The sequence below is a fragment of the Methylobacterium soli genome, from assembly GCF_008806385.1.
Classification (GTDB): Bacteria; Pseudomonadota; Alphaproteobacteria; order Rhizobiales; family Beijerinckiaceae; genus Methylobacterium; species Methylobacterium soli.
Map to the genome: position 1 here is coordinate 38,026 of NZ_VZZK01000024.1, position 26,250 is coordinate 64,275.

General features: G+C 72.2%; 27 protein-coding genes. 18 read left to right on the top strand and 9 right to left on the bottom strand.

Annotated features, from left to right (window positions below; genetic code table 11):
* Nucleotides 1–2: 2 nt before the first annotated feature.
* The 4 genes from F6X53_RS20450 to croR all read right to left on the bottom strand — a co-directional run bounded on the left by F6X53_RS20450 (nt 3) and on the right by croR (nt 3,478).
* A complete protein-coding gene (locus F6X53_RS20450; protein ID WP_151002043.1) occupies nt 3–428 on the bottom strand; it encodes a DUF2141 domain-containing protein in 426 nt (141 codons plus the stop codon).
* Nucleotides 425–2,005: a phytoene desaturase family protein gene (crtI, locus tag F6X53_RS20455; RefSeq protein WP_151002045.1), complete on the bottom strand. Its 1,581-nt coding sequence runs from the start codon at nt 2,003–2,005 to the stop codon at nt 425–427. Before crtI ends, F6X53_RS20450 begins: the two co-directional genes overlap by 4 nt.
* 142 nt (nt 2,006–2,147) lie before the next feature.
* Nucleotides 2,148–2,936, bottom strand: coding sequence for a TrmH family RNA methyltransferase (locus F6X53_RS20460; RefSeq protein WP_425324696.1), 789 nt, complete (start codon nt 2,934–2,936; stop codon nt 2,148–2,150).
* A 65-nt stretch (nt 2,937–3,001) separates the two neighbouring features.
* Nucleotides 3,002–3,478: a 3-hydroxybutyryl-CoA dehydratase gene (gene croR / locus F6X53_RS20465; RefSeq protein ID WP_151002050.1), complete on the bottom strand. Its 477-nt coding sequence runs from the start codon at nt 3,476–3,478 to the stop codon at nt 3,002–3,004.
* A gap of 147 nt (nt 3,479–3,625) precedes the next feature.
* Here croR and F6X53_RS20470 point away from each other — a divergent pair, with 147 nt between their 5' ends.
* The 3 genes from F6X53_RS20470 to F6X53_RS20480 all read left to right on the top strand — a co-directional run bounded on the left by F6X53_RS20470 (nt 3,626) and on the right by F6X53_RS20480 (nt 5,501).
* A complete protein-coding gene (locus tag F6X53_RS20470; RefSeq protein WP_151002052.1) occupies nt 3,626–4,315 on the top strand; it encodes a cation efflux transmembrane domain-containing protein in 690 nt (229 codons plus the stop codon).
* A gap of 2 nt (nt 4,316–4,317) precedes the next feature.
* Entirely contained in the window at nt 4,318–5,169 is an 852-nt protein-coding gene (locus F6X53_RS20475) for a metallophosphoesterase (protein WP_151002053.1), read from the top strand.
* Between the two features lie 110 nt (nt 5,170–5,279).
* Nucleotides 5,280–5,501, top strand: a complete 222-nt coding sequence (locus tag F6X53_RS20480; protein ID WP_151002056.1) for a hypothetical protein — start codon at nt 5,280–5,282, stop codon at nt 5,499–5,501.
* A 6-nt stretch (nt 5,502–5,507) separates the two neighbouring features.
* Here the strand turns inward: F6X53_RS20480 and F6X53_RS20485 are convergent, their stop codons facing one another.
* Complete coding sequence (locus tag F6X53_RS20485) at nt 5,508–5,885, bottom strand: 4a-hydroxytetrahydrobiopterin dehydratase (protein WP_151002058.1); 378 nt, start codon at nt 5,883–5,885, stop codon at nt 5,508–5,510.
* Nucleotides 5,886–6,183: 298 nt separating this feature from the next.
* On the opposite strand from F6X53_RS20485, the gene F6X53_RS20490 reads away from it, so the two are divergent.
* From F6X53_RS20490 to F6X53_RS20500, 3 genes are read left to right on the top strand one after another with little or no spacing between them, the layout of a single operon-like run.
* Nucleotides 6,184–7,176 carry an ABC transporter substrate-binding protein gene (locus F6X53_RS20490; RefSeq protein ID WP_151002060.1) on the top strand — a complete coding sequence of 331 codons (993 nt, stop codon included), beginning with the start codon at nt 6,184–6,186 and terminating at the stop codon, nt 7,174–7,176.
* 55 nt (nt 7,177–7,231) lie between these two features.
* Nucleotides 7,232–7,966 carry an ABC transporter permease gene (locus F6X53_RS20495; RefSeq protein ID WP_151002062.1) on the top strand — a complete coding sequence of 245 codons (735 nt, stop codon included), beginning with the start codon at nt 7,232–7,234 and terminating at the stop codon, nt 7,964–7,966.
* The gene (locus F6X53_RS20500; protein ID WP_151002064.1) at nt 7,947–8,732 is read left to right on the top strand and encodes an ABC transporter ATP-binding protein; all 786 of its coding nucleotides are present in this window, start codon (nt 7,947–7,949) and stop codon (nt 8,730–8,732) included. Before F6X53_RS20495 ends, F6X53_RS20500 begins: the two co-directional genes overlap by 20 nt.
* A 295-nt stretch (nt 8,733–9,027) precedes the next feature.
* Here F6X53_RS20500 and F6X53_RS32545 read toward each other — a convergent pair whose 3' ends face one another.
* From F6X53_RS32545 to F6X53_RS20510, 3 genes are all read right to left on the bottom strand, one after another.
* Nucleotides 9,028–9,192: a hypothetical protein gene (locus F6X53_RS32545; RefSeq protein WP_191970924.1), complete on the bottom strand. Its 165-nt coding sequence runs from the start codon at nt 9,190–9,192 to the stop codon at nt 9,028–9,030.
* 147 nt (nt 9,193–9,339) lie between these two features.
* The gene (locus tag F6X53_RS20505; RefSeq protein ID WP_151002066.1) at nt 9,340–11,325 is read right to left on the bottom strand and encodes a hypothetical protein; all 1,986 of its coding nucleotides are present in this window, start codon (nt 11,323–11,325) and stop codon (nt 9,340–9,342) included.
* Between the two features lie 161 nt (nt 11,326–11,486).
* Nucleotides 11,487–11,813 (bottom strand): HesB/IscA family protein, encoded by a 327-nt coding sequence (locus tag F6X53_RS20510; RefSeq protein WP_151002068.1) that lies wholly within the window; start codon nt 11,811–11,813, stop codon nt 11,487–11,489.
* Nucleotides 11,814–12,013: 200 nt separating this feature from the next.
* Here F6X53_RS20510 and F6X53_RS20515 point away from each other — a divergent pair, with 200 nt between their 5' ends.
* From F6X53_RS20515 to F6X53_RS20570, 12 genes are all read left to right on the top strand, one after another.
* Nucleotides 12,014–13,261 carry a deoxyguanosinetriphosphate triphosphohydrolase gene (locus F6X53_RS20515; protein ID WP_151002070.1) on the top strand — a complete coding sequence of 416 codons (1,248 nt, stop codon included), beginning with the start codon at nt 12,014–12,016 and terminating at the stop codon, nt 13,259–13,261.
* A gap of 3 nt (nt 13,262–13,264) precedes the next feature.
* Nucleotides 13,265–13,750: an acyl-CoA thioesterase gene (locus F6X53_RS20520; protein ID WP_151002072.1), complete on the top strand. Its 486-nt coding sequence runs from the start codon at nt 13,265–13,267 to the stop codon at nt 13,748–13,750.
* Nucleotides 13,751–13,930: 180 nt separating this feature from the next.
* Complete coding sequence (gene argS / locus F6X53_RS20525) at nt 13,931–15,691, top strand: arginine--tRNA ligase (RefSeq protein WP_151002074.1); 1,761 nt, start codon at nt 13,931–13,933, stop codon at nt 15,689–15,691.
* A 30-nt stretch (nt 15,692–15,721) separates the two neighbouring features.
* Complete coding sequence (locus F6X53_RS20530; protein WP_151002076.1) at nt 15,722–17,179, top strand: SPOR domain-containing protein; 1,458 nt, start codon at nt 15,722–15,724, stop codon at nt 17,177–17,179.
* A 290-nt stretch (nt 17,180–17,469) separates the two neighbouring features.
* Nucleotides 17,470–18,477 carry a beta-N-acetylhexosaminidase gene (nagZ, locus tag F6X53_RS20535; RefSeq protein ID WP_151002077.1) on the top strand — a complete coding sequence of 336 codons (1,008 nt, stop codon included), beginning with the start codon at nt 17,470–17,472 and terminating at the stop codon, nt 18,475–18,477.
* Nucleotides 18,478–18,622: 145 nt separating this feature from the next.
* Nucleotides 18,623–18,904, top strand: a complete 282-nt coding sequence (locus F6X53_RS20540; protein WP_151002078.1) for a twin-arginine translocase TatA/TatE family subunit — start codon at nt 18,623–18,625, stop codon at nt 18,902–18,904.
* 125 nt (nt 18,905–19,029) lie between these two features.
* Nucleotides 19,030–19,500: a Sec-independent protein translocase protein TatB gene (tatB, locus tag F6X53_RS20545; protein WP_151002080.1), complete on the top strand. Its 471-nt coding sequence runs from the start codon at nt 19,030–19,032 to the stop codon at nt 19,498–19,500.
* 4 nt (nt 19,501–19,504) lie between these two features.
* Nucleotides 19,505–20,305, top strand: a complete 801-nt coding sequence (gene tatC, locus F6X53_RS20550; protein WP_151002082.1) for a twin-arginine translocase subunit TatC — start codon at nt 19,505–19,507, stop codon at nt 20,303–20,305.
* A gap of 203 nt (nt 20,306–20,508) precedes the next feature.
* The gene (gene serS, locus F6X53_RS20555) at nt 20,509–21,849 is read left to right on the top strand and encodes a serine--tRNA ligase (protein ID WP_151002084.1); all 1,341 of its coding nucleotides are present in this window, start codon (nt 20,509–20,511) and stop codon (nt 21,847–21,849) included.
* Nucleotides 21,849–22,613 carry a 5'/3'-nucleotidase SurE gene (gene surE, locus F6X53_RS20560; RefSeq protein WP_151002086.1) on the top strand — a complete coding sequence of 255 codons (765 nt, stop codon included), beginning with the start codon at nt 21,849–21,851 and terminating at the stop codon, nt 22,611–22,613. Before serS ends, surE begins: the two co-directional genes overlap by 1 nt.
* Nucleotides 22,614–22,733: 120 nt before the next feature.
* Nucleotides 22,734–23,402, top strand: a complete 669-nt coding sequence (locus F6X53_RS20565; RefSeq protein ID WP_151002087.1) for a protein-L-isoaspartate O-methyltransferase family protein — start codon at nt 22,734–22,736, stop codon at nt 23,400–23,402.
* Between the two features lie 201 nt (nt 23,403–23,603).
* Nucleotides 23,604–25,118, top strand: coding sequence for a peptidoglycan DD-metalloendopeptidase family protein (locus F6X53_RS20570; RefSeq protein ID WP_151002089.1), 1,515 nt, complete (start codon nt 23,604–23,606; stop codon nt 25,116–25,118).
* 79 nt (nt 25,119–25,197) lie between these two features.
* Here F6X53_RS20570 and F6X53_RS20575 read toward each other — a convergent pair whose 3' ends face one another.
* Nucleotides 25,198–26,073: an ATP-binding protein gene (locus F6X53_RS20575; protein ID WP_151002091.1), complete on the bottom strand. Its 876-nt coding sequence runs from the start codon at nt 26,071–26,073 to the stop codon at nt 25,198–25,200.
* Nucleotides 26,074–26,250 lie beyond the last annotated feature (177 nt).

A 26,250-nucleotide genomic window follows, 5' to 3' on the forward strand; every position in this document is an offset into this window, starting at 1 on the left:
CCTCAGCGCCGCGGCAGGGCGCGGGCGAGCCGCACCCGGATCGCGGCCCCGGATTCCCGCAGCGTGAAGGCGGCGCGGGCGAAATCGGGCCGCCCCGTGCGGCCGGTATCGCCCGAGAAGGCGTAAGGTTCGAGGGGCAGGCCCAGCGGCGTGCGGTCGAGGCGGCGGTTGCCGTTGAGGTCCTGGAAGGCCGCGACCGCGTAGCTGCCGGGATCGATGCCCTCGAAGACGAATCGATGGCGCGGACCGCGCGCGGGGGCGTCCTGGCCCTCGCGGCAGGAGGCCTCGGACAGGCCACCCTGGCAGAGCGCCACGTAGACGGAGCCCGGCCCGGGCTCGATGCCGTCGACCTCCACCTCCACCTCGGCGGCCGCGGCCAATCCGGGGAAGCACAGCAGGGCTGCGGCGCAGGCGCGCACGCCCCTCACGAGGCCTCGCCGCGCGCGGTCAGAGGGGCGGTCTCCGGCATTCCGACCGCGGCGGCCGGCACGCGGGCGCCGGCCAGTTCCTCGAGGAGCAGGCGCGCGGTGATGCGCGCGCCCTCGTAGATCACCGGCAGGCCCGAGCCCGGATGGGTGCCGCCGCCCACCAAGTAGAGCCCGGGCCCGAAACGGTTATGGGGCCGGAAGTACAGCATCTGCATCAGGTCGTGGGCGAGGTTGAAGGTGGCGCCCTCGTGCACCGTGAAATCGTCGCGCCACTGGGTCGGGTCTACGATGCGCTCGTAGCGGATGCGCGATTCCAGGTCGTCGAGGCCGAGGAGCTTCAGGCGTTCCAGCACCAGCGCACGGTAATGCGCGCGGGTCTCGCCCCAGTCGATGCCGGCCTTCAGGTTGGGCACCGGCACCAGCACGTAGAGCGCGGTGTGGCCGGGGGGCGCCATGCCGCCATCGGTGTAGCCCGCATGCTGGACGTAGAGCGAGGGGTCCATCGGCAGGATGCCGTCGGTGATCTCCCGGATGTTGCGGGCGTAGTCCTTAGCCAGCAGGATGGTGTGATGCCCGAGCCTCTCCGGCATCCGCCCTTCGAGCCCGAGATACATCATGAAGGTCGAGCAGGAGAGGCGCGCCTTCGCGATCTTGGCGTCGCGCCAGCGCGGCCGGTGGGTCTGCGGCACCAGATCCTGGATGACTTTCGCGAAATCGCCGTTGATCACCACCGCGTCCGCGTGGAGATGCTCGGAGCCGGCCACGACCCCGTTCGCGCGCTTGCCCGCGAAGGTGACCCGGTCGACGCTCTGGCCGAGGCGGATGTCGACGCCCATGCGGCGGGCGAGGCCCGCCATCGCCTCCGAGACCGCGCCGCAGCCCCCGACCGGGTGATAGACCCCGTGCTCGTATTCGAGGAAGGACAGGATCGTGAACAGGCTCGGGCAGCGGAAGGGCGACATCCCGAGATACTTGGTTTGGAACGCGAAGGCGAGGCGCACCCGCGGGTCGGCGAAGTAGCGCTTGAGGTCGCCATCGACGCTGCGGCCCGGATGCAGGTGCGGCAGCGCCGTCAGCATCGCCGGAGAGGCCATGCTGCGCAGGGTGTGGAACGCCTGCTCCAGCACGGGCTTGAAGAATTTCAGCTTGACCCGGTTGTCGGCGAAGAAGCGGCGGACATTCCGTGCATCGTCCGGGGCGATGCGGGCGACCTCGGCCTCGAGGCGCTCCATGTCGGCGGTGGCGCGGATCTCGCCGCCCTCCTCGAAGACGAGGTGGTATTGCGGATCGAGGCGCTCCAGGCGGACATGGTCCTCCAGGCGCTCGCCGCAGGAGGCGAAGATGTCGGCCAGGATCTGCGGGTAGAGGAAGAAGGTCGGGCCGATGTCGAAGCGGTAGCCGCCCGGCGCCGCGACGGTCTTGGTGCGCCCGCCGACCTGCTCATCCTTGTCGAAGACCGTGACATGAAGGCCCGCGCGGGCGAGGAGGAGCGCCGTCGCAAGGCCGCCGGGACCGGCACCGACGATGATGACCCGGCGTCCGGACAGGGTCCGCAGGCCGTCCCGTGACTGAAGCAACGCCGATGACTCCCGCTACAGACGCAAGCCGTTCCATCGTGTCCGAGTCGCCGACGGATGTCGAACGCCCCTGAGGCCCGCTACCGGCCAAGCTAGGACGCCGCGCGCGCGGGGCAATTGTCACTGATTGTCGCGCACCGCCTCACCCGCCGGGCGGCGGACCGAGATGCGGGCGCGCGCGATGCAGATGCGGGCGCGCGAGATGATGGAGCGCGATGGCGCCGGCGGTCGCGACGTTGAGGGAATCGAATCCCGCCGCCATCGGGATGCGCACGGTGCGGGCCCGCGCCATCAGGCCGCCGGGCAGGCCCGGCCCCTCGGTGCCGAGGAGGAGCAGGACGCGGGGCAGGGCGGGCAGGTCGGCGAGGGTCTCGCTCCCGCCCGGCGACAGGGCCAGCGGCACGAGGCCGAGCGCGTCGGCGAGCCCCAGCCAATCCGCGCCGCGCGGGAGGCGCGCGAAGGGCGTGATCAGGGCGGCGCCCGCCGAGACCCGGATCGCCTTGCGGTAGAGCGGGTCGCAGGTCTCGGCATCGAGCAGGACGGCGTCCGCCCCGAAGGCGGCCGCGTTGCGCAAAAGGCCGCCGACATTGTCGTGGTTGGTCAGCCCCGCGAGGCCGAGGACGAGGGCCGGCGCCGGGGCGGGGGCCACCAGGGCGACGGGGTCCGGCGCGGATCCGCGGATCCCGACCGCCAGGACGCCGCGATGGATCGGGAAGCCCGCCACCGCGCTCATCACCGCCTTGGCGGCGAGATAGACCGGCGGGGGCGCCCGCACGGCCGAGATCGCGTCCGCGAGGGAATCCAGGCGCTCGGGGGCGAGGAGGATCGATTCCGTCGCGAAGCGCGAGGCGCCCGAGAGCAGCAGGCGCAGGGTCACGGCCCCCTCGACGATGAAGCGGCCCTCCCGCCCGATCAGGTCCCGCTCGCGCATCGCCGTGTAGGGGGCGAGGCGCGGGTCGGCCGGATCGTCGATGGGGATCGGCGCGAACACGCCCCTCAGGCGCTCGGGCGGCCGCCCATGCGGATGGCCAGCGGGTCGGCCTCCTCCTTCTTGGGCACCTTCACCAGGGCCTCGCCGTCGAGCACGACCTCTCCGGCCACCGAGCAGGTGCATTTGAGGCGGGCGCGGCGGCGCTCCGGCACGAGCTCGGCCACCTCCACGGTCACCTCGACGGTGTCGCCGATGCGCACCGGGGCGCGGAAGTTCAGGGTCTGGCTGATATAGACGGCGCCGGGGCCGGGCAGCCGGGTGCCGAGCACCGCCGAGATCAGGCCCGCCGTGTAGAGGCCGTGGGCGATGCGGGTGCCGAAGGGCGTGCGCGCCGCGAAATGCTCCGAGAGGTGGATCGGGTTGCGGTCGCCGGTGATCTCGGCGAAGCCCACCACGTCGGAGGAGGCGATGACCTTGGTCAACGTCTCGGAAAGCCCGAGCTCCAGGTCTTCGAAATACAAAACACGTAATTCGGGCAACATCGGCGGCCTCTCGGTCTCGTGTGACGTCGCGCCGCTACGGCGCAGATTGTGCTTCGCCTCGCACAGGCGCGCGCTCGAATCCAGTATCGAGCGCAGGAAAATTCCGGCTTCGCATTTCCACCTCGACAGGTGGGCCGCGCATGCGCGATGAGGCGGGCGCCCGTGGCCCCGCCGAGACCGGAACCCCTCGTGTCCTTCCCTCCCTCGCCCGCCCTGCGCCCCGTCGTCGCCCGCGTGGCCGGGCTGAACCTCGCCTATTTCGGGGTGGAGATCGCGGTGGCGCTCGCCATCGGCTCGGTCGCCCTCATCGCCGACAGCCTCGACTTCCTGGAGGACGCGGCGATCAACGGGCTGATCTTCGCCGGGATCGGCTGGAGCGCGCGCAACCGGGCCCGGCTCGGCACGGTGCTGGCCGGGATCCTGCTGGTGCCGGCGCTCGCCACGGCCTACGCGGCCTACGAGAAGATCGCGGATCTAGCGGCCCCGGCGCCGATCCCGCTGACGCTCACGGGGGTGGGGGCGCTCTGCGTCAACGTCGCCTGCGCGCTGATGCTCGCCCGGCACCGGCACGGGGCCGGCAGCCTGACGCGAGCCGCCTATCTCTCCGCCCGCAACGACACCGTGGCCAACCTCGCGGTGATCACGGCCGGGCTGATCACCGCCCTCTACCCCTCGGCCTGGCCCGACCTCGCGGCGGCGGCCGGGATCGCCCTCCTCAACGCGGATTCGGCCCACGACATCCTCAAGGCCGCCCGCGCCGAGCACCGCGCCGCGCGCGAAGCGGAGGCCGGGGCGTCGATGCCGGCCCCCTCGGGACCGGGCCCCACGGGACATTGACGATGCGCCTCTTCCCCATCTCCGACCTGCATCTCGAGCGGCGCCGGCCCGACCTGATCCCGCGCCCGAGCGCGCCCTTCGACGTGCTCGCCTGCGCCGGCGACCTGCATGAGGGCCATCCGGAGCGGGGCCTGGCGACCCTGCGCGACCTCGCGGGCGGGCGGCCGATCGTCCTCGTGCCGGGCAACCACGAGCATTACGCGCCGACGGGCGACCCGCGCACCGCGCCGGAGCTGATCGCGGCCCTCATGCGCGAGGTCGCGCGGCTGAACGCGGACGGGCAGGGCGGACCGATCCACCTGCTCCAAGGAGGCGCCGCCACGGTGATCGGGGGCGTGCGCTTCGTTGGCACGACCCTTTGGAGCGACTGGTCGCTCGCCGGGCGCTGGCTCACCCCCGGGACGCCGGACCGGCCCGAGGATCCCGTCGCCTACGCGGCCGCCCGGATGACCGACCCGGTCACGGGCTCGCGGGAGTACCGGGGCTCGATCCGCAAGGAGGACGGGACGCCCTGGCAGCCCGCCGACGCGATGGCGGCGCACGCGGCCGAGCGGGCGGCGCTCCTCGCCTCCCTGCGCCGGCCCCATGACGGCCCGACCGTGGCGGTGACGCACCATCCGGCGAGCCCCCGCGCGGCCGACGCCTACCGGGATACCCCCGGCGTGCCCTGGTGGGTGCCGGCCTTCTACGCCACCATGCTCCTCGACGACCTGCCCGATGCGGAGCGCCCGCAGGCCTGGATTTCCGGCCATTTCCACGCCGGCCATGACCTGCGGATCGGGCGTTGCCGCTGGGTCGCGAACCCGGTCGAGGACCGAAACTTCGACCCGGGCCGGATCGTAGCGGTGGGGTAGGGCGGGCCGCCTCGCTCTGGCCCGCTCGGCAACCGGCTTGGCGGTTTGCGCAACCGCCTGACCGCGTCGAGACATTGCCCGGAGCGGGCAGCCCAGGGAGAGACGCCTTCATGAACAGCTTCATCGCCGTCGTGCTGGTCTGCGCCAACGCGATTCCTACGGATTCCTGCACCGACGACAAGGCCGTCGAGGTGCGCAAGGTCCGGGTCTCGAACGAGCTCGGCTGCTCCAGCGGCTGGCAGGAGATCATCGCCCGAACGGACCTCCGGGAGGAGGTCGGCAAGACGACCTATCTCAAGACCGAGTGCCGCCGGGTGAAGCCGCCGGGCTGAGTGGCGTCAGCGGTCGTGCTTGATATAGGCGAAGCGCGGGTCCGTCGGCGTGCCCTCGAGGGCGCCGCCCTCGGTGCCGGGCTGCCAATCGACCACCTCCTCGATCTTGCGGGCCAAGGCGAAATCCTTCTCGGTCACGCCCTTGGCGGCATGGTTCATCAGCCGCACCTCGACCCAGGCGTAGGAGGCGGTGAGATCGGGATGGTGCCACGCGGCCTCGGCGAGGTGGCCCACCGTGTTGATCACCATCAGCGTGCTCTTCCAGCCCGCCGTCTTGTAGGTCCGGCGGATCCAGCCCTCCTCGTAGCGCCAATGGGGCAGCTCGGCCTTCAACCGCTCGACGATCACAGCATCGTCCAGCACACCCTCGCGCCGCTCGCTCATCGCGCCCTCCCGTCCTCGCCGATGCGACGAGCCTGCGCCTCCGGCGGGGGCGGCGCAAGGGACCGGAAAGAGGCCCCGCGCCGCGGGGGGCGCCCCAGAGGTCGCGATCGGGCGGCCTGCCGTGCCGGCGCCTCGGTCAAAAGCACACATCCCCCGCCTGTGGACGGCCGGGGCACGAGGCCGTAAGGGTTCTCACAACCAGGATCAGCCGGCTCGCGCCGCGGCCGGACCCCGCGCCACCGGCCGGTGTTCGGGGAGCGGCGGCGGGCGGTCGCAGCACAATCGGGGAGAAGGCGCCATGCTGTCACGGCGCGGATTGCTCGCGACGGCGGCGCTCTGGCCCCTGCCCGCGATCCTCAACCGCCCGGCCCGGGCGGCCGGCGAGACCATCCGGATCGGCGTGCTGCCCTTCGGCACCGCCTCCTGGGAGGCGGCGATCATCAAGGCGCGCGGGCTCGACGCGGCGAACGGCTTCACCCTGGAGACGGTCAAGCTCGCGGGCACCGATGCCGCCCGCATCGCCTTCCAGGGGCAGCAACTCGACACCATCGTGGGCGACCTGATCTGGGCGGCACGCCTGCGCAACGAGGGCCGGGGCGTGAAGTTCGTGCCCTACTCGACCACGGAGGGCGCCCTGATGGTGCCCCCCGACAGCCCGATCAAGGCCCTGCCGGACCTCGCCGGCAAGCGCCTCGGCGTGGCGGGCGGGGCGCTCGACAAGAACTGGATCCTCCTGCGGGCCCAGGCCCGCGAGAGCCACAGCCTCGATCTCGAGGCCGCCGCGCAGGTCGCCTACGGGGCGCCGCCCCTGCTGATGCAGAAGCTGGAGAGCCGCGAGCTCGACGCCGCGCTCCTATACTGGACCTACTGCGCCCGCCTGGAGGCCAAGGGCTACCGCCGCCTGATCAGCGCCGACGACATCATGCGGGCCTTCGGCGCCAAGGGCTCGGTGGCGCTGATCGGCTACCTGTTCGACGCCGCCTCCCTCCAGACCAAGGGACCGGCCGTCGAGGGCTTCGCCCGCGCCTCCACCGCCGCCAAGGAGATTCTCGCCGCCGATCCGGAGGCCTGGACCCTGGTGCGCCCGCTCATGGCCGCCGAGGACGAGCCGACCTTCGAGGCCCTGAAGCGAAACTTCCTGGCCGGCATCCCGCGCCGGCCGATCGCGGTCGAGCGCGGCGACGCCGAGGCCATCTACGCGACCCTCGCGCGGCTGGGCGGCGAGCGCCTCGTCGGCGACGCCAAGGTCCTGCCGCAGGGCCTCTATCTCGACGGCTCGGGCAATGGCTGAGGGCCGCGCCGCGCGCCGCCGGTCGCCCGCCCGCGCCGGGCTCCGCTAGGCGCCCATGGCCGTCGCCGCGCGCCTCGCCTCCCTCTTGGTCCTGCTCGCCCTCTGGCAGGTGGCGGCGGCCTTCGCCGATGCCCGCACCCTGCCGGCCCCCAGCGCGGTCGCGGCCTTCGTGGTGCGCGAGATCGAGACGGGGGGCATGCTCTTCAACATCGGGGTGACGCTGGCGCGGGTGGGAATCTCCTTCGTCATCGCCATGAGCCTCGGGATGCTGCTCGGGGTGCTGCTGGGGCGCTCGCGGCTCGCCGACCGCACCCTCGACACGCCGCTCCTCGTGGTGCTGAACACCCCGGCCCTCGTGATCACGGTGCTGGCCTATGTCTGGCTCGGCCTCACCGAGACCGCCGCAATCGTGGCGGTGGCCCTCAACAAGCTGCCGAACGTCGCGGTGATCATGCGCGAGGGCGCGCGCGGCCTCGATCCGGGGCTGGAGGAGATGGCCCGCACCTACCGGTTCGACCGGCGCACCTGGGTCGCCCACGTGCTGGTGCCGCAGCTCCAGCCCTTCGCGGTGGCGGCGGCGCGCTCCGGCATCTCCCTCGCCTGGAAGATCGTCCTGGTGGTCGAGCTGATCGGCCGCCCGAACGGGGTCGGCTTCGCGATCAACTACTATTTCCAGCTCTTCGACGTCACCGCCGTCATCGGCTACAGCCTCGTCTTCATGACGGTGATGCTCGCCCTCGACACCCTGGTTCTGCAGCCCCTCGATGCGCATGTCCGACGCTGGCGCTGACGGCTTCGCGGCGGGCCGCGGATCCGTGTCCGAGCCGGCGGTGCTGCGCGTGCGCGTGGACCGCAAGGTCTACCGCACCCGGCGCAGCGAGCCCGTCGAGGCGGTGCGCGACCTCGCCTTCACGGTGGCGGCCGGGGAGGTGGTCTGCCTGATCGGCCCCTCGGGGGCCGGCAAGACCACGACGCTGCGCATCCTGCTCGGCCTCGACACGGATTACGCGGGCGCCATCGAGCCCGACCCCCGGGACGGCGCGGCCGGAATCGGCATGGTGTTCCAGGACCCGCGCCTGTTGCCGTGGCGGACCGTGGAGCAGAACGTGCGCATCGCGCTCCCCCGCGCGCGCCGCGACCGGCCCCTCGACGCCCTGTTCGAGTCCTTGAGCCTGACGCCCTGGCGCGCACGCTATCCGGGCGCCCTCTCCCTCGGCATGCAGCGGCGCGTCGCCCTGGCGCGCGCACTCGCGGACGAGCCGCGCCTCCTCGTCCTCGACGAGCCCTTCGTCTCCCTCGACGACGCGGCGGCGGCCTCCTTGCGCGCCCTGGTGATCGCGGCGGTGGACCGCCTCGGCATGAGCGTGCTGATGGTGACCCACAACGTGGCCGAGGCCATCGAGATCGCCGACCGGCTGCTCCTGCTCTCGCCCCGGCCCGCGAGCCTCGTCGGCACCGTGCCCCTCGGCCTCCCGCGCGCCGGGCGCAGCCGAAGCTGGGCGGAGGCGACGCGCCGCGACCTCGCGGCACGTTATCCCGGGGTGATCGCGGATTAGGGCCCGACGGGCTCCGCCCGCCGAGCAATCCTGCGTGAGAACGCCACGTCTTCTCCGCCTGCAAGACTGCTCCGCCTGCAAGACTGCTCCGGACAAACTGCTCGATGGCAGCCTGTTCGATGACGCCGTCTCGGTCGCCCGGACCCGACCCGTCGTGGTCACGTGCCGCCTGTCCGGCGAGACCTGACGGCGATGGGGAGCAGCTCGCAGGTCCCCGATCCTAAAGCCAATCGGCCCTCTTCCACCCGCGAAGGCCCTGTCCGCCGTCGCGCTGATCGATCGCGGACCCTCATTCTCAGAATCGCAGGATGCCCGCGAGCCCGATCCCCAGCAGGGTGAGGGCGCTCAGCAGGAGGATGCCGGCCACGCGCTCGCAGCCGACGCGGTGCTGCGGCCAGCGACGGGCCGCGAGCGCCGTGCCGAACCCGGCCGCGAGGCTCAGGCCAATCAGGATCAGCACGGGTTTTCCCCGCACAAGGTCCGGCCTCCCGCATCGGGACAGACGGACAAAACCGGCTTCACCGCGCTCCCCATAAAGGCGATGATCCGACATCCGACCTGAACCCGGAATCAACGGCCGGGTGGATTCGCAAGCGCGGTGCCGGCCTCAATTCGCCTTGGCGTCGACGTCGAGCTTGTCGAGGAGCGCGGCGGGGGAGGCGGCCGTGCTGAAATCGGCGACGCCGAGGCCGGCGCCGTCCTTGGCCTTCGCGCTCACCGAGAGTCGTCCGGGCTTCGTCACGAACTGGCCCATAGCCGCCCCGATCGCCTTCGCGGCCGGGGAATTGCCGAGGATCACCGGCACGCCGAACACGCTCGCGGTCACGTATTCCTGGCGCAGCTCGTCGGGCTTGAGGCTCAGCACCTTGGATTGGGCCGAGATGAAGCGCTCGAACAGGCCCGTGTTCTCGATGGTCAGGTCGACGGCCTTGGCGGTGGCCGACAGGAGGGCGAGGCCGGAGACGGCGGCGTCGCGGTCGAACATGGCGGGGCTGATGCCGCCCAGCGTCCCGGCGAGCCGCAGGGTGCCCATATCCTTGCCGGAGACCGAGATCTCCCGCAGGGCAAGCTCGCGCTTGGCCTCGTCCCAGGCGGTGTCGGCGACGAGATTGAGGTCGAGATCCTGGTAGCCATAGGCCGCGAGCGAGCCGAGGCCCGGCACGCCCGCCACCGTCGAGGCCGGCAGGATCAGGCCCGTGAGGCTGATCCGGCTCGCGGTGGGCACCCCGTCCTGCGGCGGCCCGAACGTGATGGCGGCGTTGCGCAGGGTCACGTGGAGGGGCGAGGCCGCCTTGGCGGACGCCTTCGGGGCCGGCGCCGCGCCGCGACGCGCCGCCTCGGCGAGGGGATCGGCAGCCGATTCCCGGCGCGTCTCCTTCGGGGTGTCGCGTGCGGCATCCTTGGTAGCCGAGTTCCTGGCGGCCGCCACCTCGTCGGCCGGCAGATCGAGGCTGATATCCTGCATCGCCAGGGTGCCGAGGACCGGGGTCAGGCGGCGCAGCTCCTCGTCCGAGGGCTTGGCGTCGGGATTCGCGAGGCGGCGCAACGTCACGACGGTCGGCGCCAGCGAGAACCCCGTGAGGGAGAGGCGTCCGATCCGCGAGCGCAAGCCCCCCTGCGCGAAGGCGACATCCTCGAAGCTCATCGCGGCGCTGGTGGCGGCGTTGGCGGCGGGGGTTGTCGGCGCGTCGCGGCCGGGCTCCGTCACCGGGTTGGCATAGGCCATCCGGCCGACCTCGACGAGGAGGGGCTCCCGGCCCTTGGTCTCGCTCAGGCTGAGGCCCGTCGCCTCGAGGGCGCCGACATGGGCCGCCTCGACGAGGTCGGCCGCCGCCCCGGTGATCCGCGCCCGCTGGGCCGGGTCAGCCTTGTCGAGGTCGACGCCCGAGAAGGCCGCGAGGGCGCCGGTCCAGCCGCCCGGGATCTGCCGTCCGCCGAGGTCGCGCCCGTCGATGCGGGCGAGCTTCACGGTGGTGCCGCGGTCATCGGTATAGACCACGTCGGCGATCGAGACGGTGGCGTAGACCCGCTGCACCGGCCCCTTGCCGTCGCCCGGCACGGCGTAGAGGCGGGCCAGCGCCGCGAGGTCGAGATCGGTCGCGCCGATGCGTCCGTAGGTGCCCGAGCCCGTCTCGGAGCCGCCCGCCATCGTGATGGCGGCCCCTGACGCGCTCAGCTCGGCGGCGCGTCCCCCCCGCACGTCGCGCGCCGCGACGTCGCGGTAGACGATCGTCTGGCGCGCGGCGCCCGGGCCGGCATGTTCGGAGCGAAGCTCCGGGATGGTCAGGCTGGCGGCGTCGAGGCGGGCGAGGCGGGCCGCCCAGGGCTCGGGGGAATCCGGCTTGAGGATCGCCAGGAGATCGTCCTTCGACAGGCGCGTCCCGCTCACCGTGATGCGGGGTGCCCGCAGCACGGTCGAGCCGAAGGGCAGGGCCACGTCCTGCAGCGTGACGTCCTGGACGGCGGAGGCCGCCTCCTGCGCGAGCGCCCGGCTCGGGCCCGCGACCGGGCCGGCCCCGGACAGGAGGGCGAGCGCGCAGACGGAGGCCAGTGCCGCCCGCGCGAGTCGGGCGCGGTCCTTCGGGTAGGTCATGAGCTTGTCCGGATCACTGGCGGGATGCGCTGGTCTCACATCGGCACGGAGGGCGAACGCAATCGTACGCATCCGTGCCGCAGATTCGGGGGCGAGGCAATCGGGCGGCCGGCGCATGCCTGCATGCGGGGCCCGGCCTGTCGTCCGCAGGCAACGCCCGCTCAGAGGGAGAACGAGGTGCCGCAACCGCAGGAGGCCGTGGCCTGCGGATTCTCGATCTTGAAGGATTGCCCGATCAGGTCGTTCACGAAATCGATGGTCGCGCCCGCCATGTATTCGAGGGAGACCGCGTCGACCAGCACGGTGGCGCCGTCGCGCTCGACCGCGACGTCGTCCGCCGCGCGCGCATGCGTCACGTCGAAGGCGTAGGAGAAGCCCGAGCAGCCGCCGCCATTGACGCTGATGCGCAGCGAGGCGCCGGGGGGCTCGGCGCCCATGATCTCGTTGATGCGCTTGGCGGCGCGGGGCGTCAGGGTGATCTCGGCCATGTCTGTCGGACTCTGCCTCTCCGTCGCCTGCTCACAGGGACCCGCTCGCGGAAACCCGCCTCCGGGCGCGTTTCGCCTGGGGCCAACCGGGACGCCAGGCATTTTCACGATTGCCAGGAGCGGCCCGGACCACAAGATATGGGTCCGGCGCGCCCGCCGCAACGCGGCAGGCGGAACCGAGGCAGGATGAGGGAGCGGCCTTGCGGCAGAACGGTGAGCGCTGGCGTGCGCCCTACGCCACGGATCCGGCGGCCACCCGCGGGCGCCTGATCCCGGAGGCCGGCTCGCCGACCCGCAGCGACTTCCAGCGCGACCGCGACCGGATCATCCACTCCACCGCCTTCCGGCGGCTCAAGCACAAAACCCAGGTCTTCGTGCACCACGAGGGCGACCATTACCGCACCCGCCTGACCCACACCCTGGAGGTGAGCCAGATCGCCCGGGCGCTCGCCCGGGCACTGGGCCTCGACGAGGATCTGGCGGAGGCGTTGGCCCTCTCGCACGATCTCGGCCATACCTGCTTCGGCCATACCGGCGAGGATGCGCTGGATGCCTGCATGGCGCGCCACGGCGGCTTCGACCACAACGCCCAGGCGCTCCGGATCGTCACCCGGCTGGAGCGGCGCTATGCCGGGTTCGACGGGCTGAACCTCGCCTGGGAGACCCTGGAGGGCCTCGTCAAGCACAACGGTCCGCTGCTGCGCCCCGACGGGCACCCGACGCCGCGCTACGCCGCGTCCGGCATCCCGGCGGCGATCCTCGAATACAATGCCCTGAACGATCTCGACCTCGCCCGCTTCGCCGGGCCGGAGGCCCAGGCCGCCGCGCTCGCGGACGACATCGCCTATGATTCCCACGACCTCGATGACGGCCTGCGCGCCGGCCTGTTCGGCCTCGACGACCTCGCGGAGGTGCCCTTCCTGCGCGGCCTCCTCGACGAGATCGAGGCCCTGCATCCGGGTCTCGAGACGTCGCGGCGCGTGCACGAACTGGCGCGCCGCGTCATCACCCGCTTCGTCGAGGACGTCATTGCCGAGAGCGAGCGGCGCCTGCGCGCCCTCGCGCCGGAGAGCGTCGCGGAGATCCGCCGGGCGGGCGCCCCCGTCATCGCCTTCTCGGAGGCGGTCGCGGAGGCGGATGCGGCGATCAAGACCTTCCTGTATGCCCGCATGTACCGGCATCCCGGCGTGATGGCGGTGCGGGCGCACGCCGCCGCGATCGTCGCCGACCTGTTCGCGGCCTTCACGGCCGACCCCGCCCGCATGCCCGAGGAATGGAGCGCCAACCTCGCCGGCGCGAGCGAGGGGCGGATCGCCCGGCGCATCGCGGATTACATCGCGGGCATGACCGACACCTACGCGGTGCTGGCCCACAAGCGCCTGTTCCCGCGGACGCCGGACCTGCACTGGAGCCCGGAGAGCCGCGGCCTGCCGCTGGCGGAGCCCTGAGGCATGGGCGAGCCGGCCTCCGCCCGCAGCGTCCCCGAGACCCGCGCGGCCTATCCGCGCCACGTCGCCCTCGGCACGCGCTGGGGCGACAACGACGTCTACGGCCACGTCAACAACGTAGTCTATTACGCGTTCTTCGACACCGCCGTGAACGGCTGCCTGATCGCGGCGGGCGTCCTCGACATCGCGGCGAGCCCCGTCATCGGCCTCGTGGTCGAGACCGGCTGCCGCTACTTCGCGTCGATCGCCTTCCCGGACCGGGTCACCGCGGGGATCCGGGTCGCCCATCTCGGCCGCTCCAGCGTGCGCTACGAGATCGGCCTGTTTCGCGGCGACGACGACGCGGCCGCCGCGCAGGGCCATTTCGTGCACGTCTATGTCGACCGCGCGAGCCGCCGCCCCGTCGCCCTGCCGGAGCCGCTGCGGCAGGTGCTCGCCGGCATGGTGCAGGCCCGCGCTCCGGAGCGCCCGCCGCCGGACCCACGGTGACAGCCCCACGGTGACAGCCCCGCGGTGACCGGCCTGCGGTGACCGGCCTGCGGTGACACTTGGAGCCGCACTTGCTATGCCGCCGCCCTTGAACAGCCCGGCCGCCGATGGCCGGCTTCCGCGCGGCGCCTGCGCGGGAGGTCCGCCCGGTCGCTGAGCCCCTGACAGCCGGTCCGCCCCATGAACATCTTCGCCATCTTCGAGGCCCGCGTCCGCGAAGCCCTGGAGAGCCTCGTCCGCTCAGGGACCCTGCCGGCCGGGCTCGACCTGTCCCGCGTGGTGGTGGAGCCGCCGCGCGATCCCGCCCACGGGGACCTCGCCACCAACGCCGCCCTGGTCCTGGCCAAGGAGGCGAAGGCGAACCCGAAGGCGCTCGGCGAGGCACTGGCGGCGGAGCTGCGCACCGATTCCCGCATCACCGAGGCGAGCGTGGCCGGGCCGGGCTTCATCAACCTGCGCCTCGATCCGGCGATCTTCCACGAGGTCGTGCGGGCGGTCCTGGCCGATCCCGCCGCCTACGGGCGGGCCCGGATGCCGGGGGGCAAGGTCAATATCGAGTACGTCTCGGCCAACCCCACGGGGCCGATGCATGTGGGCCACGGCCGGGGCGCGGTGTTCGGCGACGCGCTGGCGAACCTCCTCGCGGCAGCCGGCCGCGACGTCACGCGCGAGTACTATATCAACGACGCGGGCGCGCAGGTCGACGTGCTCGCCCGCTCGGCGCATCTGCGCTACCGCGAGGCGCTCGGCGAGCCGGTCGGGCCGGTGCCGGAGGGGCTCTATCCGGGCGATTACCTGAAGCCCGTGGGCGAGGCTTTGGCGCGCGCGCATGGGCGCGCCCTCATCGACCAGCCGGAGGCGGCGTGGCTGCCGCAGGTGCGCGCGACCGCCATCGCCATGATGATGGACCTGATTCGGGAGGATCTGGCGGCGCTCGGCATCCACCACGACGTCTTCTTCTCCGAGGCCACCCTGCACGGGACCGGCCCGGGCTCGGTGGCAGCGCTTCTCGCCGACCTGCGCGCGCGCGACCTCGTCTACGAGGGCCGCCTGCCGCCCCCCAAGGGTCAGGTGCCGGAGGATTGGGAGGACCGGGAGCAGACCCTGTTCCGCACCAAGGATTTCGGCGACGACACCGACCGGCCGCTCCTGAAGTCGGACGGCTCCTACACCTATTTCGCCTCCGACATCGCCTATCACCGGGACAAGTTCCTGCGCGGCGCCACCGACCTGATCGACGTGCTCGGCGCCGACCATGGCGGCTACGTCAAGCGCATGCAGGCGGCCGTGAAGGCGGTGACGGCCGGGGAGGCCACCCTGGACGTCAAGCTCTGCCAGCTGGTGCGGCTGCTGCGCGCGGGCGAGCCCGTGAAGATGTCGAAGCGCGCGGGCGAGTTCATCACCCTGCGGGAGGTCATCGACGAGGTCGGGCGCGACGCGATCCGCTTCATGATGCTGTTTCGCAAGAACGACGCGACCCTCGATTTCGATCTCGCCAAGGTCGTGGAGCAATCCAAGGACAACCCCGTTTTCTACGTGCAATACGCACATGCCCGCTGCCACTCGGTGTTCCGGCAGGCGCGGGAGGCGATGCCGGACGAGGATCTCTCGGCGGAAAGCCTCGCCCGAGACGCCGACCTCGCGCTGCTCGCCGATTCGGGGGAGGTGGAGATGATGCGGCTGATCGCCCAGGTGCCGCGGGTGCTGGAAGCCGCCGCCGGCGCGCACGAGCCGCACCGCCTCGCCTTCCACCTCTACGAAGTCGCAAGTGCTCTTCATAGTTTCTGGAATAAGGGCAAAGACTTGCCGCAATTACGGTTTGTTAATCCAACCGACCGAAAGTCCACACGGGCGCGGCTGGCCCTCGTCGAGGCTCTCAAGGGCACTCTCGCCTCCGGCCTCGCGATCCTGGGTGTCACCGCGCCGGCCGAAATGCGGTGAGGTGAATCGGCGTGATATGAGGATGCTGACATGACGAACGCGTCGCGCGCGACAGTCGACTTCGAAGCCTTCGCACGCGAGCTTCAGCAGCCTCACCCGCAGCCGGGCGCGGGGCCGCGGTCGCAGGGCGCGTCCCCGAAGGCCGACGGCCAGAAGCCCGACCCCCTCGCCGAGCTCGCCCGCATCGTCGGCCAGGACGATCCCTTCCGGGCCCTGCTGGAGGCCCGCGACGGCCGCCGCGGCGGCGAGCAGCGCCGGATCGAGCCGAGCTTCTCGGCCGAATCATCGGACCACGACGCGAACCAGCCCCAGGCCGTCTATGGCGGTCATCAGGGCCAAGCCGCCCATGGCGGCCATCAGGGTCAAGCCGGCTACGGGGCGAACCCCGCCGATGCCTTCGACCAGTATCTCGCCTCCGTCGAGCGCGGATTCCCGAACGAGGCCGCTGAGGACGAAGCCGCGCCGGCGCCCGAGGCGTTCCAGGGCCGCGGCCTGAAGCGTGCGGGCCAGCGCCGGCGCCTCGTCTCGGTCGGTGCCGGGCTCGCGGTCGTGACCGTCGCGGTCACGGGGGCGCTCACCTGGCGCAGCCTGCATGCGGGCCATGCGGGCGGCGGCGTGCCGGTCATCCAGGCCGACACCTCGCCCCTCAAGATCGCGCCGAAGACGGCCGACGGCGTCGAGATCCCCGATCAGAACAAGCAGATCTACGAGCCCAAGGCCAAGGACGGCCAGATCCGCATCGTCAACCGCGAGGAGCAGCCCCTCGACGTGGCCCAGGCCGCCCGCTCGGCGCAAGGGGCCGATGCCGGCACGGGCGCGTCCCCGGGCAGCGTCACGCCGGGCGGCAGCACCCCGCAGGGCGGATTGTCCGATGCCTTCGGCGAGCCGCGCCGGGTGCGCACCGTCTCGGTAAAGCCCGACACGCCGCCCCCCGCGCCGCAGCGCGAGGCCCAGGCCGAGACGGCCACGCCGTCGCCGATCCCGACCATGACCATGCCGGGCGACGAGCCCGCCCCGCGCGCCCGCCCCGGCCGGCAGGCGGCGGCGGCGCTGCCGACGCCCGTGCCGACCCCGACCGCGCCCCCGCCCGCCGCGGAGGCGACCCCCGTGGCGGCGGCGCCGGCCCCGGTCCGCCCGAAGGCGCCCCAGCGGGTCGCTTCGGTGGCGCCGGACGCCGTCCTGCCGGTCGAGCCGCCGGCGACCACGTCGGCGACGACCTCGACCGCAGCGACCAGCCAGGCCGCAATCGGCGGATTCTCGGTCCAGCTCGGCGTGCGCACCAGCGAGCGCGACGCGCAGGTCGCGTTCAAGCAGATGCAGGCCAAGTACACCCAGCTCGCCGGCCAGCCGGAGCTGATCCGTCAGGCCGAGGTCAACGGGAAGACCATCTTCCGCGTCCGCGTCGGGCCCCTCGGCAAGAACGAGGCGACGAGCCTGTGCACCCAGCTCCAGGGTGCCGGCGGCCAGTGCTTCGTGGCCAAGAACTGAGGGCGCGCCGGGATCTAGGATCGCGGGGTTTCGGGCCAAGGTTTCGGTCTAGGCCCCGGAGATCCCGCCGCATCCCGGATGCGACAGAAGCGGGCAGCCGGAGCGCCGCCCGGCGGTTCCTCCGGGTCCGGCCTTGCCGGCGCCGCGCGGCGGCCTGATCCTGCCCGCCTCCAGTGGTCTCTTCCCGCGCCGATGCGTTACGTCTCCGCCAAATATCCCTCCGCCAAACATCCCTCGGCCAAACCTCCTTTGCCCAAGCGTCTCACCACCATGCCCGCGCGAGCCCCCCGATGACCTCCCGTGCCCTGATCCTCGGTTGCGCCGGCCGGACCCTGTCCGCGGAGGAGGCCGCCTTCTTCCGCGACGCGCGGCCCTGGGGCTTCATCCTGTTCAAGCGCAACATCGGCACGCCCGAGGAGGTGCTGGCCCTGACGCAGGCCCTGCGCGCCACGATCGGGCGCGCCGACGCGCCGATCCTGATCGACCAGGAGGGCGGCCGGGTGCAGCGCATGGGCCCGCCCCATTGGCCGGCCTATCCGGCGGGCGGGCGCCTCGGACGCCTCAACGGCTCCGGGTCCGCGATGGCGTGGCTCGGCGCCCGGCTGATGGCGCATGACCTCGCGCATGTGGGCATCAACGTCGATTGCGCCCCCGTCCTCGACGTGCCGGTGGCGGGCGCACACAACATCATCGGCGACCGCGCCTATGGCGACCGGCCCGAGACGGTGGCGGAACTCGGCCGCGCCGTGGCCGAAGGCCTGATGGCGGGCGGCGTCCTGCCGGTGATGAAGCACATTCCCGGCCACGGCCGCGCCGCGGTCGACAGCCACCACGGCCTGCCGGTGGTCGAGGCCTCGCGCGAGGCGCTGGCGGCCCAGGATTTCCGGCCCTTCCGGGCGCTGGCCGACCTGCCGATGGCGATGAGCGCCCACGTGGTCTTCACCGGCCTCGATCCCGAGCGCCCGGTGACGCAGTCGCCTGTCGTGATCCGGGACATCATCCGCGGCGCCATCGGCTTCGACGGCCTGCTGATGACGGACGACCTCTCGATGCACGCGCTCACCGGGCCGTTCCGGGCCCGGGCCGAGGCGGCCTTCACGGCCGGCATCGACGTGGCGCTCCATTGCAACGGCGAGGCGCAGGAGATGCGCGCCGTGGCCGAGGGCACCCCGGAGCTGGCGGGCGCGGCTTTGCGCCGGGCCGAGGCGGCGCTCGCCCGGATCGCGCCCGAATGCGCGGCCTTCGACGTGCGCGAGGCCCGGGCCCGGTTCGAGGCCGGCCTCTCGGCCGCCGCCTGAGACCGAGCGACGCTGGGGCCGCAAACGGTTGGTGCCCAAGCCGATTCGTGCCTTGTGTTCGCGGGGTGCGATCCTTAGGTTCGCGCCAACCCGATCACGCAGGACGGCGCCGCGCCCCCGTTAGGCCGCGGCGCAGGAGGTTGCCATGGGCAGCATGAGTATCTGGCACTGGGTCATCGTCGCGGGCATCGTGATGCTGCTGTTCGGCCGCGGCAAGATCTCCGACCTGATGGGCGACGTGGCCAAGGGCATCAAGGCCTTCAAGAAGGGCATGGCGGACGACGAGACCCCGGCCCAGGCGCCGGTGCAGGCCCCGCCCGTCTCCGCCGCCGAACCAGTGCGCACCCTCCCGCATGCGGGCGAGCCGACCCCCGGCACCGCGATCCCGGCGAGCCACATGCCGGCCGGCGACCGCAAGGCCGTCTGAAGCCCCCGCGAGGGCGCGTCGCCCGCGGCGCGCGCGTCGGGACCAGGAACCGCGGGCATCAGGGCCAGCGAGCCGCCGGGACACCCGCTCACCCGCGCGCTCGAGGCCGCAGGACCGTCGACGACATGCTGGACATGAGCTGGGGCGAGGTGATGCTGATCGGCGGCGTCGCCCTCATCGTCATCGGGCCGAAGGATCTGCCGAAGGCGCTGCGCACCGTCGGCCAGATCACCGGGAAGCTGCGCCGCATGGCGGGCGAGTTCCAGATGCAGTTCAACGAGGCGATCCGCGAGGCCGAGCTCGACGAGGTCCGCCGCGAGGTCGACGGCATCAAGCGCTCCGTGAGTTCGGGCGCGCCGAGCTTCAACCCGGTCCAGACCATCCGGGACGAGCTGAAGGGCGCCGTCGAGGCGCAGGAGGCTCAGAAGCCCAGTCCCCAGACGCTGGCCGACGCCACCGCCCAGCTCCGGGCCGAGACGGCCGGCAGCTACGACGTGCCGCGCCCGGCTGCGGCCCCCTCTGCCGCGCTCCCCTCCGCGGCCGATCCCCTCGCATCTCCCGCCACCGCGCCGGCCCAGCCGGCCCCGAACCCGTGACGCCATGATCAACGAGGCGGACGACGCCGAGATCGAGGCCTCCCGGGCCCCCCTGCTCGAGCACCTGATCGAGCTGCGCGCGCGACTGATCAAGTCGCTCGCGGCCTTCGTGGTGATGTTCTTTGGGTGCTTCTTCTTCTCGCGCCAGATCTACAACGTGCTGGTCCACCCTTACGTCTCGGTGGTGGGGGCGGAGAACGCCAAGCTGATCGCGACCCACTTCCTCGAACAGGTCTTCACCAACATCAAGCTCAGCGTGTTCGGGGCGGGCTTCCTCGCCTTCCCGGTGATCGCGACGCAGATCTACGCCTTCGTGGCGCCGGGCCTCTACCGCAACGAGCGCAAGGCCTTCCTGCCCTATCTCGTCGCCACGCCGATCTTCTTCATCCTGGGCGCCCTGGTGGTGTTCTTCCTGGCGATGCCGCTTCTGATCCAGTTCTCGGTCTCGCTGCAGCAGGTCGGGGTGGCGGGGGAGCCGACGATCGCGCTGCTGCCCAAGGTCGACGAGTACCTCTCACTGATCATGACGCTGATCTTCGCCTTCGGCATCGCCTTCCAGCTGCCCGTGATCCTGACGCTGCTCGGCCAGATCGGGGTCATCGACTCGGCCTTCCTGCGCGAGAAGCGCCGCTACGCCATCGTGCTGGTCTTCGTGGCCGCCGCGATCCTGACGCCGCCCGACGTGATCTCGCAGCTCTCGCTCGCGGTGCCGATGCTCCTCCTCTACGAGGCCTCGATCTTCTCGGTCGCCCGCGTCGAGAAGCTGCGCGCGGCCCGGCGTCTCGCCGAGGGGCTCGACCCGTAGGGGCGCGTTGCCCGTCCGGGCTCGCGGAGCGCCCAGCAGCGGACCGGCATGGACAAGGCGCCGGCCTTCTCGACGGGATCGGGTGGCCACCTGCCGAAAACGGGGTCCGGAGCGACCGCGGATCGAGGGTGTGGGATGCGCCCGCCCTTGTCCGGCCGTCCGCGATGCTGCAAAGCGTCCACGCCCCGCATCCGAGCCGCACCATGCACGACATCCGCGCCATCCGCGACAATCCGGCCGCCTTCGATCTCGACCTGCAGCGGCGCGGCCTCGCGCCGCTCTCGGGCGAGCTCCTCGCGCTGGACGACGCCCGCAAGGCCGCGGTCTCGGCCGCGCAGGCCAACCAGGAGCGGCGCAACGCGCTCGCCAAGGAGATCGGCGCCGCCAAGAAGGCGAAGGATGAGGCGCGGGCGCGGGAATTCATGGAAGAGGTCGCGCGCCTCAAGGCCGAGGCGCCCGAGCTTGAGACCCAGCAGGGCGAGGCGGCAAAAATCCTCGACGCGCGCCTCGCCGCGATCCCGAACCGCCCGAACCCGGACGTGCCCGAGGGCGCGGACGAGCACGGCAATGTCGAGTACCGCCGCTTCGAGCCGACCCATCCCTGGCTCGAGAAGGGCCGCCAGCATTTCGAGATCGGCGAGGCCTCGGGCCTCATGGATTTCGAGGCGGCGGCCCGGCTCTCGGGCTCCCGCTTCGTGGTGCTCAAGGGCCAGCTCGCCCGGCTGGAACGGGCACTCGGCCAGTTCATGCTCGACCTGCACACGAGCGAGCACGGCTATACCGAGGTGGCGCCCCCGATCCTGGTGCGCGACGAGGCGATGTTCGGCACGGCGCAATTGCCGAAATTCCGCGACGACCAGTTCGCCGCAGGCGACGGCTACTGGCTGATTCCCACGGCGGAAGTGCCGCTGACCAACCTCGTGCGCGAGGCGATCCTCGCCGAGGACGAATTGCCCCTGCGCTTCACCGCGCTCACGCCCTGCTTCCGGGCGGAAGCGGGGGCGGCGGGGCGCGACACCCGCGGCATGCTGCGCCAGCACCAGTTCAACAAGGTCGAGCTCGTCTCGATCACGGCGCCCGAGAAATCCGCCGAGGAGCACGAGCGCATGCTCGCCTGCGCGGAGGCGGTGCTGAAGGCCCTCGAACTGCCCTTCCGGGTGATGACCCTCTGCACCGGCGACATGGGATTTGCCTCGCAGAAGACCTACGACATCGAGGTCTGGATGCCCGGCCAGGAAACCTATCGCGAGATCTCGTCCTGCTCGGTCTGCGGCGATTTCCAGGCGCGGCGCATGAACGCGCGCTTCCGCCCGAAGGAGGGCAAGGGCGTGCAGTTCGTGCACACCCTCAACGGCTCGGGCGTGGCGGTGGGCCGGGCGCTCATCGCCGTCATGGAAAATTACCAGAACCCGGACGGCAGCGTCACGATCCCGTCCGCGCTGCAGCCCTACATGGGCGGCCTCACCCGGATCGAGGCGCCTGCGGCCAAGGATGCGGCCAAGGATCCGGCCAAGGACGCAGCGAAGGAAGGAACGAAGAGCTGATGCGCATTCTCGTCACCAACGACGACGGCATCCACGCCCCGGGGCTGGAGACGCTGGAGACCATTGCCCGCGCGATCTCGGACGACGTCTGGGTGGTGGCGCCGGAGACCGACCAGTCCGGCGTCTCCCACTCGCTCTCCCTCAACGACCCGCTGCGCCTGCGCCAGGTCTCCGAGAAGCGCTTCGCCGTGAAGGGCACGCCGTCCGATTGCGTGATCATGGGGGTGCGCCACATCCTCAAGGAGCACGGGCCGGACCTGGTCCTGTCGGGGGTCAATCGCGGCCAGAACGTCGCCGAGGACGTCACCTATTCGGGCACCATCGCGGGGGCGATGGAGGGCACCATCCTCAACGTGAAGTCGATCGCGCTGAGCCAGGCCTACGGGCCGGGCGGGCGCAGCGGCATCAAGTGGCACTGCGCCGCCCATCATGGGCCGAAGGTCATCGCCAGGATCCTGGAGACCGGCATCGAGCCCGGCATCCTCGTCAACGTGAACTTCCCCGATTGCGAGCCCGACGCGGTTTTGGGCACCGCGATCACCGCGCAGGGCCAGCGCAACCAGGCGCTGCTTGCCATCGATGCCCGGCAGGACGGGCGCGGCAACCCGTATTTCTGGCTCGCCTTCGCCAAGGCCCGGTTCGAGCCGGGCCACGGCACCGACCTGAAGGCGATCGCGGAGAACCGCATCTCGGTGACGCCCCTGCGCCTCGACCTCACGGACGAGCCGACGCTCACCCGCTTCGCGCAGGCCTTCGCCGAGTGAGGCGCCCGGCCCGCGCGAACGGGCGCCCGCTGACCCCTTAAGCCTTCGCGGCCCCCGCGGCCGGCCGCGCCCGCGCGCCGGCCCTGGCTTCGCCGGGCGCATCCGTGCGAGCGTGACGCCGTGCCGACGACCGATCTCAGCCTCGACCCGGACGGCCCCTGCGCGGCCGTGGAGAACGCCGCCTTCGTGCTGGCCCTGCGCGAGCGGGGCGTGCGCGAGACCAGCGTGCTGCGCGCCATGGAGCGGGTTCCGCGGGAGGGCTTCGCCCCGGCGGCCTTCCGCGACCTCGCCCGCCGGAACCTCGCCCTGCCGCTGGCCTGCGGCGCCACCATGACGGCGCCGATCGTGGTCGCCACCATGCTCACCGCCCTGAAGCTCGCGCCCGGCGCGCGGGTCCTCGAGATCGGCACAGGCTCCGGCTACGCCACCGCCCTGCTGGTCGCGCTCGGCGCCGCCTCCGTCACCAGCCTGGAGCGCTACGCCACGCTGGCGGCCTCGGCCTGCGCCCGGCTCGGTGAGGCGGGCCCGGCGCGGGTGATCCAGGCCGACGGGCTCGCCGGACTTGGGGCCGGGCGCTTCGATCGCATCCTCGTCAACGGTACGGTACCGAGCCTGCCGCTTGCCTGGGCCGACGCCCTCGCGCCGGGCGGGCGTCTGGTCGCCGGGCTCGCCGGCCCCGGCGGCAGCCGCCTCGTGAGCGTGGAGCGCGGCGAGGGCGGCCTGGCCGAGAGCCTCGGCGCGCCCTTTCGCCTCGCCGCCCTGTTGCCGGGCCTCGCGCGGGTGACGTGAGGGGATCGGGCCACCCCGATCGCGCGGCGCGGCCTGCCGCGCAGGCATCGGGCGGGCGTCGGACGGAACTTGGCAAGCACGCCCCGCCGAACAACCGGAAAGTTCCACCGAGACGGGAAACGTGGTGAACGGGAACGGTTGCTTAACCTGAATCCGATTTGAATGACGTCATCAAGTTGCGTCAGGCAAACGGGTGCGTCGATGCGGGTTCGCGGTGCTGGTCGGGGGATGCGGACGTTGTCGCGCTTCGCCCTCATCGGAGTGATCGGTGGCGGGGCCGCCGCCTGCTCCTCGGACGCCTCGCGGCTCGGGGGGCCCTTCACCAACCCCTTCGCCTCGAACCTGTCGAGCGAGCCCGCCGCCACCGGCAGCCTGCCGGATGCGGGCGACACCGCCCCGGCCCCGGCGATCCGGACCGGGCGCATCCAGTCCGAGGCGCTCGGCGCGCCGGGCGCGGCTCCCGCCGCGGTTCCGTCCCGGACCCTCGCGAGCCGCCCGATCCAGCCCCCCGCCCAGACCACCCGCGTCGCCGCGACCGGCGCCGCCGGCTGGAGCGCGCAGGGCGGCACCGCCATCACGGTGGCGCAGGGCGACAGCCTGAACCAGATGTCCACCCGCTTCGGCGTGCCGGCCTCCGCCATCCTGTCGGCCAACGGCCTGACCAGCGCCGCCCAGGTGACGCCGGGCCGCCAGATCGTGATCCCGGTCTACAACGCCTCCGGCATGAACCCCGCCGCGACCCCGATGAGCGCCCGCACCGTGCCGCCCGCGCCGCAGGAGCGGCTGCAATTCGGCAAGGCCAAGGAGGCCCCCAGGAGCGCCGAGAAGGCGGCCGAGAGGCCGGTCGACAAGGCCGCCGAGGCCAAGCGCCAGGCCGAGGCCGCCCGCAAGGAAGCCGAGGTCCGCAAGGAAGCCGAGGTCCGCAAGCTCGCCGAGAAGAAGGCGCACGAGGAGGCCGCCCGCAAGGAGGCGGATGCCAAGCGCCATGTCCGCCCCGGCCAGACTGCCAAAGCCGAGACCAAGACCGAGACCAAGCCGGTGGCCAAGGTCGCCGACAAGTCAGACCCGAAGGCCGAGGCCCTGAAGGCCAAGGCAGAGGCGAAGGCGGAGGCCGCCCGCAAGGCGGAATCCGAGGCCAAGCTCGCCAAGGCCGAGGCCGCCAAGGATGCGGCCAAGGACGCAGCCAAGGACGCGGCCAAGGACGCGGCCAAGAAGCTCGCCGAGGCCAAGGCCGCGAAGGAGAGCGCCGAGAAGGTCGCGAAGGCCGAGAAGGTCGCTGCCGCCAAGCCGGAGAAGTCCGAGCCCGTCAGCACCAGTGCCATCGCGGCGGCCGCGCCCGCCGCCCCGTCGGAGGCCTTCCGCTGGCCCGCCAAGGGCCGGGTGATCTCGGGCTACGGCTCCAGCGGCAACGAGGGCATCAACATCGCGGTGCCGGAAGGCACGTCGGTCAAGGCCGCCGAGGACGGCACCGTGGCCTATGCGGGCTCGGACGTGAAGGGCTACGGCAAGCTCGTGCTGGTGCGCCACCAGAACGGCTACGTCTCGGCCTACGCCCATAACGGCGAGATCGACGTGAAGCCGGGCGAGAAGGTGAAGCGCGGCCAGACGATCGCGAAATCGGGCGCCTCGGGCAACGTGACCTCGCCCCAGCTCCATTTCGAGATCCGCAAGGGCGGCGCGCCGATCGACCCGATGACGCAGCTCGCCAGCAACTGAGACTCCCGCCGCGCGGGCTTGATGGGGAGGGGCGGTCCCGGCCGGGGCCGCCCCTTCGCGCGTCGGGCCGGCGCCGCGATCAGTCCAGGCGCTGCCCGAGGCGGCCGGCGAGATCCTGGATGAACTGGAAGGCGGAGCGGCCCGAGCGCGAGCCCCGGGTCGCGGCCCATTCCAGCGCCTCGGCCCGGACCCGGTCCGGCTCGGCCCGGAGCCCGTAGCGCTCCACATAGGCGCGGATCATCGCCAGGTACTCGTCCTGGCTGCATTTGTGGAAGCCGAGCCAGAGGCCGAACCGGTCGGAAAGGGAGACCTTCTCCTCCACCGCCTCGCCGGGATTGATCGCGGTCGAGCGCTCGTTCTCCACCATCTCGCGCGCCAGGAGATGGCGCCGGTTGGAGGTCGCGTAGAACAGGACGTTCTCGGGCCGGCCCTCGATGCCGCCGTCGAGCGCCGTCTTCAGGGACTTGTAGGAGGTGTCGTCGGCGTCGAACGAGAGGTCGTCGCAGAACACGATCCAGCGGTGAGGGTCGCCCCGGAGCGTCGCCATCAGGTCCGGCAGGGCCTCGATGTCCTCGCGGTGGATCTCCACGAGCTTCATCGGCCGCGCCCCCTCGGGCCGCCGGGCATTGATCTCGGCCTGCACCGCCTTGACCAGGGAGGACTTGCCCATGCCTCGCGCGCCCCAGAGGAGCGCGTTGTTGGCGGGCAGGCCCTTGGCGAAGCGCTCGGTATTCTCCGCCAGCGTGTCGCGGGCCCGGTCAATGCCGGTGAGGAGCCCCATCTCGACCCGGTTGACCCGCGGCACCGGGATCAGCCGGCGCTCCGGCCCCCACAGGAAGGCGTCGGCGGCGCCGAGATCGACCGGGGCCCGCGTCGGCGGGGCGGCCCTCTCCAGCGCGGCGGCGATGCGCTCGAGGAGCGGCAGGAGCGTATCGAGCGTGGTGGGATCGTTCATGAAATGGTCCGCTTGCACGGGACGGGACGAGCCGCGCTTTTAGGGGCAGCGCGCTCGAAAATCACGGGCGTTCGGCCACCTTTCGCGCCGGAATGCCCCTGAAGTGCCTTTCGCCTCACCCCCGCGGCGTTGCTTTCACTTAGGCCGTGGCTATAGTCCGCGCGCTTTTCGGCCGGG

Coding starts and splice junctions, on each gene's coding strand:
- F6X53_RS20505 (WP_151002066.1), bottom strand. CDS start 11,325: ATGACCTACCCGAAGGACCGCGCCCGACTCGCGCGGGCGGCACTGGCC.
- serS (WP_151002084.1), top strand. CDS start 20,509: ATGCACGACATCCGCGCCATCCGCGACAATCCGGCCGCCTTCGATCTC.
- F6X53_RS20575 (WP_151002091.1), bottom strand. CDS start 26,073: ATGAACGATCCCACCACGCTCGATACGCTCCTGCCGCTCCTCGAGCGC.
- F6X53_RS20470 (WP_151002052.1), top strand. CDS start 3,626: ATGAGGCGGGCGCCCGTGGCCCCGCCGAGACCGGAACCCCTCGTGTCC.
- F6X53_RS20475 (WP_151002053.1), top strand. CDS start 4,318: ATGCGCCTCTTCCCCATCTCCGACCTGCATCTCGAGCGGCGCCGGCCC.
- F6X53_RS20495 (WP_151002062.1), top strand. CDS start 7,232: ATGGCCGTCGCCGCGCGCCTCGCCTCCCTCTTGGTCCTGCTCGCCCTC.
- F6X53_RS20530 (WP_151002076.1), top strand. CDS start 15,722: ATGACGAACGCGTCGCGCGCGACAGTCGACTTCGAAGCCTTCGCACGC.
- F6X53_RS20480 (WP_151002056.1), top strand. CDS start 5,280: ATGAACAGCTTCATCGCCGTCGTGCTGGTCTGCGCCAACGCGATTCCT.
- tatC (WP_151002082.1), top strand. CDS start 19,505: ATGATCAACGAGGCGGACGACGCCGAGATCGAGGCCTCCCGGGCCCCC.
- F6X53_RS20500 (WP_151002064.1), top strand. CDS start 7,947: ATGTCCGACGCTGGCGCTGACGGCTTCGCGGCGGGCCGCGGATCCGTG.
- F6X53_RS20485 (WP_151002058.1), bottom strand. CDS start 5,885: ATGAGCGAGCGGCGCGAGGGTGTGCTGGACGATGCTGTGATCGTCGAG.
- F6X53_RS20490 (WP_151002060.1), top strand. CDS start 6,184: ATGCTGTCACGGCGCGGATTGCTCGCGACGGCGGCGCTCTGGCCCCTG.
- F6X53_RS20540 (WP_151002078.1), top strand. CDS start 18,623: ATGGGCAGCATGAGTATCTGGCACTGGGTCATCGTCGCGGGCATCGTG.
- nagZ (WP_151002077.1), top strand. CDS start 17,470: ATGACCTCCCGTGCCCTGATCCTCGGTTGCGCCGGCCGGACCCTGTCC.
- F6X53_RS20460 (WP_425324696.1), bottom strand. CDS start 2,936: ATGCGCGAGCGGGACCTGATCGGGCGGGAGGGCCGCTTCATCGTCGAG.
- F6X53_RS20520 (WP_151002072.1), top strand. CDS start 13,265: ATGGGCGAGCCGGCCTCCGCCCGCAGCGTCCCCGAGACCCGCGCGGCC.
- croR (WP_151002050.1), bottom strand. CDS start 3,478: ATGTTGCCCGAATTACGTGTTTTGTATTTCGAAGACCTGGAGCTCGGG.
- tatB (WP_151002080.1), top strand. CDS start 19,030: ATGCTGGACATGAGCTGGGGCGAGGTGATGCTGATCGGCGGCGTCGCC.
- F6X53_RS20570 (WP_151002089.1), top strand. CDS start 23,604: ATGCGGGTTCGCGGTGCTGGTCGGGGGATGCGGACGTTGTCGCGCTTC.
- F6X53_RS20510 (WP_151002068.1), bottom strand. CDS start 11,813: ATGGCCGAGATCACCCTGACGCCCCGCGCCGCCAAGCGCATCAACGAG.
- argS (WP_151002074.1), top strand. CDS start 13,931: ATGAACATCTTCGCCATCTTCGAGGCCCGCGTCCGCGAAGCCCTGGAG.
- surE (WP_151002086.1), top strand. CDS start 21,849: ATGCGCATTCTCGTCACCAACGACGACGGCATCCACGCCCCGGGGCTG.